This is a genomic window from Paenibacillus ottowii (genome assembly GCF_006874425.1).
Lineage (GTDB): Bacteria > Bacillota > Bacilli > Paenibacillales > Paenibacillaceae > Paenibacillus > Paenibacillus ottowii.
Window position 1 is genome coordinate 71145 of sequence record NZ_VIJZ01000013.1, and the last position, 16959, is coordinate 88103.

The 16959-nt window shown below is 45.5% G+C and carries 8 protein-coding genes and 1 pseudogene; 6 read left to right on the forward strand and 3 right to left on the reverse strand.

The annotated features are described in order from the left end of the window. Positions 1-207: 207 nt before the first annotated feature. The gene (gene pdaA, locus FKV70_RS23215; RefSeq protein ID WP_142614706.1) at positions 208-1005 is read right to left on the reverse strand and encodes a delta-lactam-biosynthetic de-N-acetylase; all 798 of its coding nucleotides are present in this window, start codon (positions 1003-1005) and stop codon (positions 208-210) included. Between the two features lie 265 nt (positions 1006-1270). Between pdaA and FKV70_RS23220 the strand changes: the two genes are divergently transcribed. Both FKV70_RS23220 and FKV70_RS23225 read left to right on the forward strand, forming a co-directional pair. Next, positions 1271-2293 carry a methionine ABC transporter ATP-binding protein gene (locus FKV70_RS23220; RefSeq protein ID WP_142614707.1) on the forward strand — a complete coding sequence of 341 codons (1023 nt, stop codon included), beginning with the start codon at positions 1271-1273 and terminating at the stop codon, positions 2291-2293. After that, positions 2290-2955: a methionine ABC transporter permease gene (locus FKV70_RS23225; RefSeq protein ID WP_063212335.1), complete on the forward strand. Its 666-nt coding sequence runs from the start codon at positions 2290-2292 to the stop codon at positions 2953-2955. Before FKV70_RS23220 ends, FKV70_RS23225 begins: the two co-directional genes overlap by 4 nt. Positions 2956-3044: 89 nt before the next feature. On the opposite strand, the pseudogene FKV70_RS23230 reads toward FKV70_RS23225, so the two are convergent. Continuing rightward, a pseudogene (locus FKV70_RS23230) lies at positions 3045-3901 on the reverse strand (aldo/keto reductase). Between the two features lie 279 nt (positions 3902-4180). Here FKV70_RS23230 and FKV70_RS23235 point away from each other — a divergent pair. The 3 genes from FKV70_RS23235 (at position 4181) to FKV70_RS23245 (ending at position 12257) form a co-directional block, all read left to right on the forward strand. Then, a complete protein-coding gene (locus tag FKV70_RS23235; RefSeq protein WP_208738440.1) occupies positions 4181-7648 on the forward strand; it encodes an S-layer homology domain-containing protein in 3468 nt (1155 codons plus the stop codon). A gap of 159 nt (positions 7649-7807) precedes the next feature. Further along, positions 7808-10951, forward strand: coding sequence for a hybrid sensor histidine kinase/response regulator (locus tag FKV70_RS23240; RefSeq protein WP_142614708.1), 3144 nt, complete (start codon positions 7808-7810; stop codon positions 10949-10951). A 154-nt stretch (positions 10952-11105) separates the two neighbouring features. Beyond that, positions 11106-12257, forward strand: a complete 1152-nt coding sequence (locus FKV70_RS23245) for a response regulator (protein WP_142614709.1) — start codon at positions 11106-11108, stop codon at positions 12255-12257. A gap of 142 nt (positions 12258-12399) precedes the next feature. Here FKV70_RS23245 and rpoN read toward each other — a convergent pair whose 3' ends face one another. Continuing rightward, a complete protein-coding gene (gene rpoN, locus FKV70_RS23250; protein WP_142614710.1) occupies positions 12400-13716 on the reverse strand; it encodes an RNA polymerase factor sigma-54 in 1317 nt (438 codons plus the stop codon). 254 nt (positions 13717-13970) lie between these two features. Between rpoN and FKV70_RS23255 the strand changes: the two genes are divergently transcribed. Further along, a complete protein-coding gene (locus FKV70_RS23255; RefSeq protein ID WP_142614711.1) occupies positions 13971-16763 on the forward strand; it encodes a sigma-54-dependent transcriptional regulator in 2793 nt (930 codons plus the stop codon). Positions 16764-16959: the final 196 nt, after the last annotated feature.

Consider the following 16959-nt stretch of genomic DNA (forward strand, 5'->3'; position numbering starts at 1 on the left):
GCCCCTTGAAGCAGATCGTCCCATCCAGATCAATACAAAGTGCATGATGTATGTACCTCCAATAAAAGTGCTTTTCAGATCGTTTCTACAGTCATTATATCCAAGACCTTCCTCATTCGTAAACGAAAAAGCCCGATTCACACTGTCTGCTATGACATATGTGGATCGGGCTGATGAGGATTTTGACTCATTAAGTTAGACACTTTTTTAGTGATAATGCTTAACTTTAAGATCATCTAGACTTTTGAACTCGTATCCTTGCTTGCGAGCCTCGTCAATGATCGAGCCAAGTGCCTCGGCATTATCCTTGGATACGGAATGAAGCAAAATGACCGCGCCGGGGTGGAGCTGCTCCATAACTTGGCGATATGCATAGTCCGTTCCTCGCTGAATATTCGTATCCCAGTCCTTGTAGGCCACCGACCAAAATACACTCGTATATCCGGCTTCTCGACAGGATGCCAATGCTTTTTCATTAAAAATGCCGCGCGGCGGTCGGACATATTTCATTTCCTTTTGCCCAGTCAAGTCTGCAGACGCGGCTCGTACCCGATCAAGCTCAGACCGAATCTCAGCCGGAGAAATGGTGCTCATATCAGGATGGCTCCATGAGTGGTTTCCGATAATATGGCCTTCACTCGCCATGCGGCGCATCAAAGCTGGCTGGTCTTTTACAAAATGCCCGGTTACAAAGAAGGCGGCTGGAACTTTTTTGGCTTTCAATACATCCAGTACCTTGGAGGTATATCCATTCTCGTAACCGTTATCGAAAGTGAGAAACAATTCTTTTTTAGTGGTATCTCCTAAAAAGATGCCACCTTGTCTTTCGATCAGGTGCATAAAGCCTTCTTGCGCAATGGAAGGCAGCTCGCCTCCCTTACTTTTTTTAAACCCAAAATGGTACGGTTGTCCGTCCAAAGCTTGGGTAGCTGATGCTGATTCTCCGATAACTGCGGACATCCCCACAATTGCAATGCATAGCCACAAGGTAAATATTCGCTTCATCTATGCTCCTCCGTTTTCGTCCCGATTCGGGTAAGATGTGTATTCCTCGCATATTTCATACCATCTGCAATATCATGTTCATTTATGCACAGAAAAAAATGCTTTCATCAAACTTAAAACTCAATATTGACAGCAATATAAAATCGAAGTAGTATACTCTATAAAACTTACTAAAATACTCGGATTAATTTGGGCGTTCATACAAAAGGAAATCAATCAACTCAGAGAGATTTACATCATTGATGGAGTGGAGGAATTAGGAGCTATGATTGAACTTAGGAATGTATCCAAAACCTATGTAAGAAAAGGCTTAAGCATTCAAGCGTTAAAAAATATAAATATCACAGTGGATAAAGGAGATATCTTTGGCTTTATCGGATTCAGTGGTGCAGGGAAAAGTACGCTCATCCGTTTGGTCAATCGTCTGGAGGAAGTAACGACAGGTGAGGTTCTTGTTGAAGGGGAACAGTTAAATGCTTACTCGACCTCTGGCCTTCGTAAAGTAAGAAAGAAGATCGGAATGATTTTTCAGCATTTTAATCTGCTGGAATCGAAAACCGTATTCCAAAATATTGCCATTCCGTTGGTGCTGCTCAAGCGCAACAAGCGGGAAATTGAGAGACGTGTAACAGAGCTGCTGGCATTTACAGGATTGTCGGACAAGGCAAATAGCTATCCCAGCGAGCTCTCCGGTGGACAAAAGCAGCGTGTCGGGATTGCGCGGGCGCTTGCGAGCAACCCATCCATTTTGCTCTGTGATGAGGCAACTTCGGCACTTGATCCGCAGACCACGCAGTCTATTCTTGATTTGCTTCGCAAAATCAACAAGGAGTACAAGATCACCATATTGATCATTACCCATGAGATGTCGGTGATCCAGCGGATTTGCAATAAGGTGGCCGTCATGGAAAAGGGAGAAATCATTGAGCAGGGCAATGTGCTGGAGGTATTCGGGCAGCCGAAGCACCCAACGACGCAAAGCTTTGTACGCACAGTTATTCACGATCAAGTGCCAGACAGTGTGCTGCAGACGTTCGAGCAGCAAGAGTCGCAACGCATCTACAAACTGGAATTTATCGGACAGGCAGCTTCCGACCCAGTGGTTCATGAATTGATTCGGAAGCACGACATCCATGTGAACATTTTATTTGCTAATATGACGGAGATTCAAGAAACGACGATTGGCTATATGACACTTCAACTGCGCGGTGAGCAGCATGCCGTTCAGCAGGCTGTTGATTTTATCAAGAGCAAAGGAGTTCATATTCAGGAGGTGGAGAGTTTATGATGATTACAGGAACAACGATAACTTGGGATCAGCTGTGGGAAGCTTTGTATGAATCCGTACTCATGGTCAGCATATCATTATTTATTGGTGCTCTGATTGGTATCCCTATCGGTATTTTACTCGTCGTCACCCGTCCAGGCGGAATTTTGGAGAACAAATGGCTGTACAATCTTTTGAATCCGATCATTAACATTGTTCGTTCCCTACCGTTTATTATTTTGCTGATCGCGATCATTCCATTAACCCGTTTGATTGTGCACACATCCATTGGGACTAGTGCAGCGATTGTCCCCTTGATTATATATATAGCACCCTATATCGGCAGGCTGGTTGAAAATTCGCTGTTGGAGGTCAATCCGGGGATACTAGAGGCAGCAGATGCGATGGGAGCGACCCCGTTCCAGGTCATTCGCTACTTTTTGCTGCCCGAGGCATTCAGCTCCCTGATTTTATCGTTAACAACAGCTGCCATTGGATTAATTGGTGCAACTGCTATGGCGGGTGCGGTCGGCGGCGGCGGAATTGGCGACCTGGCGATAGCGTATGGCTATCAACGTTTTGATACGCTGGTTATGCTGATTACCGTTATCATTCTAGTCGTGTTTGTACAAGGTGTTCAGTCTTTGGGCAATCTGCTCTCCCGCAAAGTTCGCAGGGGTTAATGAATGTTTTAATTTACAATTTCTGATCAAGAAACGCCCTATGTAATGGATAGGGCGTTTCTTGTCGTTTCATATATTGAAAATGTCATTTACTGAGCGCCAATGACCGGATGAGGAACATATGATTCTTCCAGCGATGCAATTTCTTCAGGCGTTAATGTAATGGAAAGAGCAGCTACGGCATCCTCAAGATGAGACGTTTTCGTAGCACCGATAATGGGAGCTGTGACCGGTTCTTTTTGCAGCAACCAAGCAAGTGCGATCTGAACGCGGGGAACTTTACGTTGTTCTGCGATAGTCGCAACCTGCTCCACGATCAATCGGTCAGTATTTGCAGTCGCATCGTATTTCGATTTCGCAACTTGGTCGGTTTCAGACCGATGGGTTTTTTCCTGCACATCGCGTGTCAGTCTTCCACCTGCGAGTGGGCTGTATGGAATTACGCCGATTTTTTCTTCCTTGCAAAGCGGTAGCATCTCTCTTTCCTCTTCACGATATAAGAGGTTCAAATGATTTTGCATCGATATAAATCGCGTCCATCCATTTCTCTCGGCGACATGTAATGCCTTTAGAAACTGCCATGCGTACATGGCAGAAGCACCAATATATCTGGCCTTCCCGGCCTTCACAACCTCATGTAATGCTTCCATCGTCTCTTCAATAGGGGGATTGTAATCCCACCGATGGATTTGATACAGATCGACATAATCTGTTCCCAGTCGCTTAAGGCTCTTATCAATTTCGCTCAGCTAGTCCCATCTGAATTTACATTTGCGGTATCAAAAAAATTGATGCCTAGCTCCAGAGCTTTTTTGATAATTGGACGACTGCGCTCTTCATCTAGTATCCATGGATGAATCCACCGTTCTGCCACCCCAAAGCCCATGCATCCCAAACAAAGCGGGGATACATCCAGGCCGGTATTACCAAGTTTGACATAGTCCATTTGATCATACCTCGCTTTCCTAGCAATTGTTTTATCCAAATGCAGTCTAATCTAGCTGCTTCCACCGGATATTATTACACTTGGAGTTCACTCTAAGTCAAGCAATTTTGCTGTGTGAATTCATTTGTATAGGTCTAATTGTTCAGAATTGGTTCAGTGGGGTTTCATATAATCCTCTTAGCATAGTTCCTTGGTTGTATAAAACGTAGAACTAAACATGACTAAAGACTTTGATGAAACCGGATATATGCCAATAAATAGCATCTAGGAGTGAAAAAGTTGAAACTTGTAAATCGAAATAAATGGATTGCATCGGCCATGGTATTAGGAATTGCTTCAGGCTCTATCGTATCTCTACCTTGGCTGGGGAGTGCTCAGACTGCCTATGCAGCGACAGCAGATGCACAAAGTGAAACTGGATTTGTAGCGCAAGCTCGGACTTTGGGTTTGATGACAGGAGGGAACCAGGGCGATTTTATGGCACAAAAGAATTTGACCCGCGCAGAAGCGGCTAAAATTTTGTGCAGTCTGTTCCAGCTGGAAGTTAACAATCAGCCGCAGACTTCTTTTATGGATGTGTCCTCGGATGCATGGGGTGCTCCCTATATTGAGGCTGTACGTGCAGCCGGGTATATGACAGGCAACGGAGAACTGTTCCGTCCAGGGGATGCCATTACCAAGGAAGAACTAATTGTTTCGCTCGTACGTGCAATGAACTTGCAGGATACAAGTACTGCGGATGCACAGCAAAATGCAGTTCAAGTAGCTCGCAATTATGGTTTGTTATCAGAGGATGCTTCTGCAACGGATTTGAAAAATCCATTGAACCGGGAAAATAGTGCGGAAGTATTCGTCAGCCTGCTGGATCATCCAGTAGGAGAAGTGAAATCAGAGGGGAATACGGTTCGAATCGGAAATATCCCCTATCAGCTGGAAGGATCTTTGCAAGGTTTGTTTGGTGAAAATAATAAAGCGGTATTAAAAGGGGCAAAAATCGATCTTAACCGTAATTTGCGAACGCTCACAGGTGTAAAGAAGCTGGAAATTAATGCAGACGGCGGCGTATTTGACGGAAAGGGTGTATCTTTCGAGGGACGCCTGATCGTCAATGGTTCGATAACCTTGAAGAACATGTCCTCCACAGGCGTATTAGAAATCAAGGGCTCAGGGACTCAGCCTGTATCGGCCATTTTGGAAAATACAACATGGTCCGGTGTGGAACTGGGCTCCAAGGATGCCAAGTTGACTGCAACCGGGACGACAAAGATTGACAACCTGACGCTGAAAAATGATGCATCGATCGCGACCGAAGGAAATGCAGCGATTAGTCGTGTTTCATTGCAACAGGGACTAGGCAAGCTGTTGGTGAGCGGAAGTGTTGGTTTGCTGGATGCATCACAATATGTGGGTGTTCCTTTTATCACACTGGCCAAGGGGGCTGCAATCAACCAGCTCAACCTGCCGGAACAAAAACAGCCGCAGGATGTTATTGTTAACTATAATGCGATGAAAGAAGCTGTTAGTCTCGTAAATGGTACGACGAACTCATCCTCTGCTGGATCGGTTATCACGGATACAGACAGCAAAGATAAGAAGAAACACAACAGTGACATTGTTAGCGTAGACCGCAGTCAGTTGGAGACAGAAGTCCATGCTGCCAAAGAACTGCTGGAGCGTGCAGGCGAGGGTGGACCGGATCAAGCGCTTTACTCGGCTGTAGCGAAGGAAAGCCTGTCCGTAGCAATCAATCAGGCTATGCTGGTACTGAACAATACGGCGGCTACACAGGCAGAAGTGGATCAAGCGCTCAGCACATTGAAACAGGATGTTTCTGTGTACACAACCTCAGCCACAGAGCCGGTGATTGGAACACAGGAATTAACTAGACTGATTCAGTTAGCTTCGACTACCCTTGAACAAAACCGAATGGTTGGTGACGAATTTCCACCTCTTTGGGATAACTCACTAAGTCAAGCGATTCAATTTGGCAACAATGTGTTGGAAGGAAATGCGCCTCAAACTATTGTAGATCGGGAAGCAGAAAGCTTGCGTCGAGTAATAAAGGTATACAAAGCATCAGTAAAACTCAGAGATGCCTATCTGCATTTTGTCGATGTAACGGATCGTGTGGATAATTTGAAAACAGATAAAGCGCGTTACAAGTCCTTAGTAAGGGAAGGATCAAACGTATATATGGATCCATTGGCTACAACTGAGCAGTTGGAAGAATGGACACAAAAGATAGAACTTGCTACAGACTCATTCTTAGCGCTGCAAGCAGCGGACTTCTCGGTGCTTAAAAATACTTTACAAGAAGCGCAGGTTATCTACGATCAGAATGGTTCTCAAAATGCTGAACTAGACAACCTGATTCAGGAATATACAGAGAAGATGCACACTGCTATGACCCAGCAGGACGTATTGAACTTGAACATGGAGCTGAGTCAAAGGCTTACGGAGTTCACTGTGCCATTGCCTGCTACAACTCGGGAAAAACTGCAGCAGCTGGTTCAAGATATTCAACTAAAACTGCTGTCTAATCCTGTGGCTCGTAATTACTTGAATACGGAAATGCTGTCTTTAGAGCAACAAACAGGACAAGCCAACTTTGCACTCATTATGCCATTTACTCCTGAGGAGCAATTGGTCATCTCTTATAATCAATTAAGTCAGGCTAAAGGGACCTATCTTGAAAAATATAACGAGAAAAGACTACAATTGAGAGACAAAGTCATTGAAATGCAGACTTCGATCAATGGGATTTTGCTGCAAAATTCAGGCGCATTAAGCGCTGAGGCTCAGCAAGCCTTGTCTTCTGCTTCAGAGCATGCCTCTACTTTCTTAGGCTTGTCCAGCTTTGAGTTACAAGACGTTGTTCCTGTATATGAGGAGCTGCAACAAGTACAGAGCCAGTATGCTGCACCTATAACGGTGGATACTACGTTGTTGAATCACAATATCAATTTGGCTAATAATGAAATTTTGACGTTCGGCCGTCATTATACGGAACAAGATAACGAAGAACTTCAAGGGCAAATTAATCTGGCAAACCTTGTGCTTAATAATCCGGATAGCACACAGCTACAGGTAGACCAAGCTAATACGGATCTGATTACAGCGTTTGCGAACTACCAGTTCAAATGGATCGTAACTGATCTTGATATCAATGAGCTTAAGAACATTGCGAACAATCTGCTTACAGTAAATGGTACAGATCCTACGACGGTCTACTTTCACAGAGTAGTGGATGCATTCAATCGTCTGGACCAGTATTTGCCTATGCCAGAACTTAAGAAAAATTACATGGATCTGGAAGATGCGATTCAGGAGTATAAAGATTTTGTAGCCAGCCAGCAACAAAGCAGCGCTGGAGCAACGCCGCCGAGCGATAGCAGCGGAACAGGAAGCGGCGACAGCAGTGGTGGAGCAACACCGCCGAGCGATAGCAGCGGAACAGAAAGCGGCGACAGCAGTGTTGGAGCAACGCCACCAAGCGATAGCAGCGGAACAGGAAGCGGCGACAGCAGTGTTGGAGCAACACCGCCAAGCGATAGCAGCGGAACAGGAAGCAGCGACAGCACTGGTGAAGTAACGCCGCCAAGCGATAGCAGCGGAACAGGAAGCGGCGACAGCAGTGTTGGAGCAACGCCACCAAGCGATAGCAGCGGAACAGGAAGCGGCGACAGCACTGGTGACGGTGCAGGATCGATTCCTGGCGGCGGTAATGATGACAGTATGATTCCTTAATAGGAGAGGCTAGAAACTACAAGTACGTATAGAAGGGGACGATTCTGCTCAGATTTTATCTGCGGCGGGCGTCCCTTTTTGTATGGACAACGCTTCTAATGTAGCTGAATAAAATAACCGATACAAAAGATAGACGTTATTGAAAAGAGCGGAGGATTTATGAAAAAACAGGGTGTTTTATTTTTTATTATACTTCTGCTTGCGGTTGCGTTGCCGGTGTATCCGTTAGTGTCGGGTGTATTATCCGGAAACAATCATTGGAAAGCTCACAATGGTGTTATTGATTTGCGTAATTGGGATCCCGAAAGAGAAGGTGCTGTACAGTTGGGGGGAGAGTGGGAATTTTACTCTAATCAGCTTTTACAGCCCTCATCTTTTCAGGAAATACGAGATCAGGATTGGGGAAATCGTCAATATTCGCAGAAATTGGGCTTAGGCACTGAGTCTTCTGCCAAAATTGTAGATGTGCCTGGCAAATGGAATCAGTGGATGCCTGGGGGACAGGCGACTGGATATGGAACCTACCATGTTCGTGTATTGTTACCTGCAAAAACGGAAAATCTGTACGGCATCCATATGCAAAATATTCGCAGTTCCAGCCGAGTATGGATTAACGGAGCAGAGGTGGGTTCGAGTGGTAGTCCCTCTGTTTCGGCCGACAAGGGCGAACAGGGCAACGTACCCTATGTTGGATTTGCTGCAGTAGACGGACATTCGGCTGATATTACCGTGCATGTGGCTAATTATAGCTATTCCTCCGGGGGGATCATTTATCCGCTGCTGTTTGGTGATTCTGCCAGTATTACGCATAGCCGGGAAGTAGCGATGGTGGAGGATACTGTACTGGTCGCAGGATTTTTCATCCCTGCCGTATTTTTTATCATGTTGTACCTTTTACGTAAAAAAGAGAAAGCTCTGCTTTACTTAGGATGCTGTTGCACTGCGGCTTTATTTTATATTTTGACACATGGGGAAAAGCTGCTGGTTTGGGGAATGCCGGACTTCTCTTATGAATGGGTACTGAAAATACAGTTATTCTCTTCAACGCTGTTCTATTATTTTTTGATCCGCTATGTTCATCTTTCGACGCAGATTGGTATGAACCGGATCGTGTTGCATCTCTATAATTTGACCACTGCATTGATGCTGGGTATGGGACTGTTATTGCCTACACTGACACTCTCATCCTTTGAAGCGTTTATTCTTCTTTTTGGGATAGTCAGTGTGGGATATGTACTACTGATCTTGATTCGTGGACTTCTTCAACAGACGGATGACGCTGCACTGTTAGTCATTAGTATTATGAGCATTCTCATGATTGTGGTGACTAATTTTGTGTATATTCTGGGCTGGGGAGAGGTGCGTGGGGTGACAGCCTATGAAATGCTTATATTTGTATTGGCTCAAACGCTGCTGCTGGCCAAACGTTTTGTAGATTCGTTCATGGAGGTTGAGAACCTCTCACGACGGTTGCTGACACTGGATGGGTTAAAGGACGAATTTCTGGCAAACACGTCACACGAGCTGCGTACACCTCTACATGGCATTATTAATATCGCTCAGTCCATGCTAGACCGCTATGGGACGCAATTCAATGAGCCGCAAAAGCACAACTTGGTCTTGATTGCAAAGGTAGGGCGCAGGCTCTCCTATTTGATTAACGATATTTTGGACTTTTCTAATTTAAAAAATGGAAGATTAGCTTTAAACCGCCGGCCTGTAAACGTGCAGGCTGCTGTGAACTCTGTGCTGGAGGTACTGGGTCATACGGTGGGTAAGAAAAAGCTTCAATTCGTTAAAGAATGGCCCACTTCGTTGCCCAAGGTGGATGCAGATGGGGATCGGCTGAATCAGATCTTATACAACTTATTGGGGAATGCGATGAAATTTACAGAGGAAGGCGAAATCGTAATCTCTGCCAAGGTGAGAAACCGTGAAATGGAAATCAGTGTGAAGGATACCGGACCAGGTATTGCTCCGGATTATCTTTCGCACATATTTGAACCTTTTAACCGAGGTGTGAATGCTGAGGACAAAGGATATAGTGGAACTGGGCTTGGGTTAGGCATCACTCGTCGTCTGGTGGAGCTGCATGGAGGTCATATCCGAGTAGAATCCAGATTGGGTAAGGGTTCGACTTTTTATTTTACCCTGCCCGTAGCGGAAACTGGGACGCCAGCACATGAAGCTCAAAAAGAGGTTTTGTCTGAGGTCATATTGCAGCCTGGTGTGACCTCAAGTCAGGATGTGCATTCGCTTGAAGAGGATGCAGTGGAGCAAGTAGGGAATGTTCCCTACAGAGTGCTGGCAGTAGATGATGATGAGGTGAACCTTCGGGTATTGGAGGAGCTGTTATACACCACAGGCTGTAGCGTGGTGGCTGTGGATCGGGCCGAGGAGGCGCTTCAGCTGCTGAATGGTCGAACCCGATTTGATCTAGTTATCACGGACTGGATGATGCCAGAAATATCCGGTATTGAGCTGTGCCGACGAATTCGCGAACGGTATTCTCTCTCCGAGCTACCCGTATTGCTGCTGACGGCACGCGACCTGCCCGGCGATATCCATGCAGGCTTTATGGCCGGAGCAAATGATTTTCTGCGTAAGCCTGTTGATGCGGAGGAATTAAAGGCGCGTGTGCGCACTCTGTTGAACATGCGTCATTCGGCAGAGGAAGCGGTTCGTTCGGAGATGGCCTTTTTACAGGCACAAATCAAGCCGCACTTTCTGTACAATGCATTAAATGTCATTGTTTCGACCGTAGCAGTAGACCCGGACAAAGCTGCGGAGCTGCTCATGGAGCTGAGTCAGTACTTGCGGGGAAGCTTTGATTTTCAAAACAGGGAGAATACTGTGCCGCTATCCAAGGAGCTAGAATTGGTAGAATCGTATGTGGCATTGGAAAAAGCCCGATTTGAAGAACGGTTACAGGTGACTGTAGAGGTAGGGAGAAACATCCGGTCGCTGATCCCGCCGTTAAGTATTCAGCCCATTGTGGAGAATGCGATACGGCATGGTGTGATGCAGCGGGGCACAGGTGGAACGGTGCGCGTAGTTGTACAAGAGGATGGGGCCGACTTTGTGGTCAGCGTGACCGATGACGGGGTAGGGATTCCACCAGAGCGACTGCAACAGCTACTGTCGGAGGAGCATGTATCCTCCAGTGTGGGACTGCGTAATATCCATCGCCGTTTGATCCATATGTATGGGGAAGGATTGCGGATTGAGAGCAATCCTATGCAAGGGACGACGGTAAGCTTCCGTGTGCCGGAGACGACCTTACCTCACATCGCTGATGAATAAAAAAATATAGTATACCTGTCGGAAAAGCTAATGTCACGCCCGTATGGATACGATATATAAAATATAAGAAATTAAAAATCAGATGATAAAACAGATAGCTTGGTCATAGAGCATTGTGATGGATGGTTGCAGCAGGAAGGGAGCGCGGACACAGATGAAGGCGATATTGATTGATGATGAAAGGTCGGCATTAACCTACCTGGAACGGTTGTTGGAGGCGGACGGACGATTAACGGTTATGGGCAAATATACGTCTGCACAAGCCGGGTTGGATCATCTGGCGGCAGAGCGTGTGGATATTGTTTTTATAGATATCGGAATGCCTGAGATGAACGGACTGGAGGCCGCCGAGTGGATTCAACAGCTGGACTCACATATTCATATCGTCTTTGTGACTGCGTACTCCGAATATGCTATTGAAGCATTCGAACTGCAAGCACTGGATTACTTGTTAAAACCTGTTCATGCCCGGCGACTAAATAAAACGTTAGATCGGATTGTAGCCACGCTGGCGGATTCCCGTCCTTCCAGCTCGGTCGTCGCAGCGGAGCCATTACCCAAAGTGCGTTGTTTTCAAAAGCTTGAAATTTTGGAGGATGGACAAGGAGTCGTGGGAGCGAAGCCATTCAAATGGCGTACATTAAAGTCGCAGGAGCTATTCTCCTTTTTACTGCATCATGAAGGGGAATGGATTAGCAAGGAGCAATTGCTGGATGCGCTGTGGCCCGAATATCATTTGGACAAGGCGGTTGTTCATCTACACACGTCCATATACCAGATCCGCAAGGCGTTGAAAGAGCGGATGCAGGATACGAAGCTGGAATACAACCTGGATCGCTACCGTTTGAACCGTAATGGCTGGGTTACAGATGTGGAGCTATTCGAGCGTGGCATTTCCGAGTGGGCGGCTTCTGGCAATGGTGGTACACCGCGTATCGAGAACCTGTTGGCTCTATACCGTGGTAATTATCTGGAGGAGCACGATTACCCATGGGCGTATGCAAAAAGAGAAAAACTACGCAATATGTATCTGGCATGTGCTTCAGAACTGGCTAAGGAAGAGCTTCGTTCAGGTCGTGCCCGCCAGTCTGTCCAGCGCTTGCTCAGCCTACAGCAGAGGGAGCCCTACTCAGATGATATCTGTGGTCTGCTGCTGACAGCCTATGCCCAGCTGGGCGAATATACAGCTGCCCAAAAGCATTATGAAAGCTTCGTCAGCTTACTAGAAGATGAGTTGGGTATTGAGCCACAGCAGGTGACGCACCAGTTGTACGTGCAATTGAAAACACAGTCACTACCTGCGTAGACTGCTGTACTGGCTCAGGTCATATGAATAGGCCAACCAGGGATTTACTGGTTGGCCTATTCTATTGGAGCTTCTACGAGGGAGGCAGCCGGGAGAATGTGATAGCGCTGCTTCTTGGTTTTCACAATCGCTTGCTGAAGCTTTAATACACTTTTCTCCTGGCGGAGGATAAATACCCCAATTCCTCTCGGTATTTGGCTACCGTTCTGCGTGAGAGCTCTACTCCTTCCTTTGCCATCAGTTCTGTGATTGCCTGATCTGAAAATGGTTTTTGCTTCTCTTCACCGTCGATGATCTGCTTTATCCGCATTTTTGCGCTCTCTGATGAAGTAGCATCTCCGTCTTTCGATCCCAGGGCGGAGGTGAAGAAATATTTGAGTTCAAACAATCCACGGGGCGTCTGCATGTATTTATTACTGACCGCCCGGCTGATCGTGGATTCATGCAGGCCGGTTATTTCAGCAATCTCCTTTTGGGTCATCGATTTCAGATGATAAACGCCATGCTCAAAAAATTCCCGCTGCCTATCAACAATAGCCTGGGCCACACGCATCAGGGTCAGGCGGCGCTGCTCAAGGCTATGAATAAGCCATAATGCCGTATTCATCTTCTCACGAAGAAATCGTTTCTCTTCCTCCATCGCCGGCTTCCGAAGCATACTTTGGTAAAAAGGATTAATTCCGACGTGTGGGACTGTGATATCATTAACTGTCACAATGTAGTCGTTTTTGAATTTCTCCACTGAGATATCTGCTATATGATGCTGGCGTTCATATGGAGCAAATGCCGCTCCCGGACAAGGATTCAGCTTGCGTATCTGATCGGTCATTTGTTGTACCATGTGAATGTCGATACCCAGAGCATCCGCGATTTTTTGTATACGGTTACATGAAAGGTTGACCATGTGATGTCGCACGATTTCTTCCAGATAAACATCATCATTCCCGGTATATCGCAGCTGCAAAAGAAGACATTCCTCCAGACTGCGGGCAGCGATTCCTGCCGGTTCAAAGCCTTGGATCAGGGCAAGTATATTTTCGACCTCATCGGTGGGGACGTCAAGTATTCCGGCAGCTGTATTTACATCCAGCTCAAGGTAGCCTTTTTCATTTAAATTCCCAATCAGAAACATGCCAATCATCTGTTGTAGCCTGGATAGCCCGCGGACCATCCCAAGCTGCGCTTTGAGATGTCTATATAAATTATCTGCGGGATTAGAGACAAAGTCCAGAAGGTCTACCGGATTATCATTTTTTCGTGGCGAATATTCTTCTCCTGTATTGATTCTTTCGATGGACATATCGATCTCTGCCAAGTCAATGATCGGATTTTCATTTGCTTGCTCATGAAGATATGACATTAGATCGACCGAAGAATATTGAAGGATCGTGATGGCTTGTCGTAATTCTGGAGTCATAGCCAGCCTGAATGTTTGCTCTTGCTGGAATCCGTAGCGCATTATTTTATCTCAGCTCCTTACTGGGCAACAAAAATAACTTTTTATGCAGCTTATTCGTGAAGCTTATGCAATTATACTGCCAACCTTTGAACTTGGAAAAGAAGTGAAGGGAATGGGCTGAATTTAAGTTTTGGATAGATTCAATAAAAAGGGTATCAGATTAATGATTAACTTGTCAGTTTATTTTCTTGTAGAGGATTATTTCTTTTTTTATATACTAATTAAATAAGAACTAGTCAGCATGGGGGAATACCGTGAAACGAATTGATGAGATCTTAGAGTATATTGCCAATGGGACAAAGAAACTGTCGGTAGAGGCCTTGCAGGACGGCGGTGGAATTACGGCTGCGGAAATAGCCGATCATCAGAATATGTTAAGAAATAATGTAAGCAAGGAGCTTAATAGCCTACTTCGCGCCGACTTGATTATTAAAATCAAGGGGAGACCCGTCAAGTTTTTGCACAAGCAGGTGATCGAGGAGACCTTTCGGGTTCAGCTTAAAGAGAAACAAATCCAAGTCAACAGTATTCATGAAATATTGCTGCCTGGAGAGCAAGTGGATCCGTTTCACGCCTTAATTGGTTTCATGGGGAGTATGAGGAACCAGGTTGAGCAGGGAAAAGCGGCAATATTATACCCGCCGAAGGGCTTACATACGCTGATTGTGGGGCAGACTGGCGTTGGGAAAACAATGTTCGCTAGGTTGATGTATAATTATGGAAAATATATGAAGCGCTTTTCAGAGCAAGCACCGTTTATCGTATTCAACTGCGCCGATTACTACAATAACCCTCAACTGTTACTTTCCCACATTTTTGGTCATGTAAAAGGAGCATTTACCGGGGCTGATCGGGAGAAAGAGGGTCTGGTTGAGAAAGCGGATGGGGGCATCCTGTTTTTGGATGAGATTCATCGGCTCCCCCCAGAAGGCCAAGAAATGATATTTTATTTCATGGACACGAACAGTTACAACAAATTGGGCGAGTCGGAGCGCAAGCGGGAAGCGAATGTGCTGCTCATCGGCGCTACGACCGAAGATCCCGGTTCTTCTATGTTGAAAACCTTTATCAGACGGATACCGATTACGATCAACATTCCTTCCTTGCAAGAGCGAACCGTTGAAGAGCGGTTTTTGATCCTGAAACATCTCTTTGCAAACGAAGCCCATCGTGTGAACAAGCCCATTAGGGTTGAATTGGAAACTGTAAAAGCACTGATTGGCAGCGTAACCTATGGCAATATCGGCCAGTTAAAATCGAACATTCAGCTTGTGTGTGCCAAAGGATTTTTGAACAGCATACATGAAAATAAGGAAGAGATTGAACTTGATTTTAAAATTTTGCCTGGAAATATCAAGGAAGGTCTATTTAATATGGGGAAGAACCGCAAGGAGATTGCCGAAATGGAGATGGTCAACTCCTCGCTGTATATTACTCCTGAAGGCAGCAAAGGAATGGATGAAGCAGACGCTTCTGAACTGCCGTTCAACCTGTACAAATTGATTGAAGACAAGATAGGGATGCTCAAAGAAGAGGGACTCGATGACAGTTTTATCAATAAGTTTATAACTACAGATGTCAATATTCACATCAAAAGTTTTTATAACCGATTTTATAACATCAAAGGGGGACGGGAACGGATTCTTAAGATCGTAGGCAGAAATATCCTGGAGTTCGCTGAACAGGTGCAAGAGATGGCTCAAAAAGAATTGAATAGAAATTACAGCGACAGGTTTGTTTATGCCTTCAGTCTTCATTTGAGTGCCTTCTTAAAGCGAATCCGGGAGAAAAAATATGTCAGTAAACAAATCTATGATCCGATGAATGATCAGGATGAAGAATACAGACTGGCACTTATGATCAAGGATTTGATCGAATCCAAGTTTGAAGTCAGCGTACCCGATGCCGAGACTACCTATGTGGCGATTCTTTTGAAATCGGTAGAAGAGGAGCACCAGGGAAATGTGGGAATCATCGTAGCTGCCCATGGCAACAGTACGGCAAGCAGTGTCGTTAGCGTTGTCGACAGCCTGCTGGGAAGCTCGAATATTTGCGCAGTAGACATGCCTTTGGATGTTAGTCCTAGAGAAATCCTGGAAGTTATTGTGGATAAGGTTAAGGACATTGACAATGGCAGAGGCGTATTGCTGCTGGTTGATATGGGCTCCTTGCTCAATCTTGAAGCAACCATTATGGAACGTGTCGGGATTAAGGTGAAGACTATTGATATGGTTTCAACCCCGCTTGTGTTGGAGGCTGTGCGAAAGGCTAGTATTTTTGATATGAATATAGAGGAAATTTATCAATCTTTGAAGGATTTTCGTGGATATAACACTGGAAATGCTGGAGTGAAAACGGAAAAGACCAGTAATAAGGTAATCGTGACGGTCTGTTCCTCCGGCAAAGGCGCCGCCGCCAAGCTAAAGGAGTTTGTAGAGAAGGTCGTTTATGACTTAACCGAAGAGAAAATAGTTGTTGTACCGGCAAAGGTCAGGGAATTGGATAAAGTGGTGAAGGATTTACGGGCCAAGCATACGCTTCTTGCGGTGATTGGAGTTAAGCGTCCAAGCGAGCTGAATGTACCGTTTATCCCTTTGGAAAAACTGATCGAGGCAAGCGGTGAACAGGCATTAAGAGAATTGTTGCTCAACAATCAGTTACCTGTTATGCATGAACACGGAAGCGTGGTCGTAAGAGATCTATGTGAGGAAACGCTAAAGGAGTTTATGACTTATTTGAATCCTCACAAAATTTTAGGGATTTTGATGAAGTTTATCGAGCAGCTGGAACAGGAACTGGAGGCTGATTTCCATTATGCAAAGAAGGTTCAGCTTGCTGTTCATACGGCTCATGCGCTGGAACGAATGGTCATTGGAGAAGGGCTAGTGTATCAGGAGGATGTTTCCTTGCTTGACCAACGATTGCTCGATGTGGTGAACCGTTCCTGCAATATATTTGCCTCCAGTATTAACATTAAGCTGACTAATGATGAAAAGTATTATATTTGCGAAATCCTAAGCGAAGTATATAACTGTATCCCCAAGTAGTGGCGTAAGTGTATAAAACGATACTGGATGTGTATTAATCATGCGGATAAGGATAATAAGCAGGTGGTGAGAAAAGACCAAATTCCCGGAGTAGCCGAGGGTTTGGTCTTTTTTTTGATAGTTAATCGCCTCATACAGAATTTTGGCATGAGACTTGCATATAAGTATAGGCGAAGGATGCAAGGAGGGGGTGAAA

Bases quoted from the DNA above. Each gene is read 5' to 3' on its own strand.
- pdaA (WP_142614706.1), bottom strand. From the start codon at position 1,005: ATGAAGCGAATATTTACCTTGTGGCTATGCATTGCAATTGTGGGGATG.
- FKV70_RS23220 (WP_142614707.1), top strand. From the start codon at position 1,271: ATGATTGAACTTAGGAATGTATCCAAAACCTATGTAAGAAAAGGCTTA.
- FKV70_RS23225 (WP_063212335.1), top strand. From the start codon at position 2,290: ATGATGATTACAGGAACAACGATAACTTGGGATCAGCTGTGGGAAGCT.
- FKV70_RS23240 (WP_142614708.1), top strand. From the start codon at position 7,808: ATGAAAAAACAGGGTGTTTTATTTTTTATTATACTTCTGCTTGCGGTT.
- FKV70_RS23245 (WP_142614709.1), top strand. From the start codon at position 11,106: ATGAAGGCGATATTGATTGATGATGAAAGGTCGGCATTAACCTACCTG.
- rpoN (WP_142614710.1), bottom strand. From the start codon at position 13,716: ATGCGCTACGGATTCCAGCAAGAGCAAACATTCAGGCTGGCTATGACT.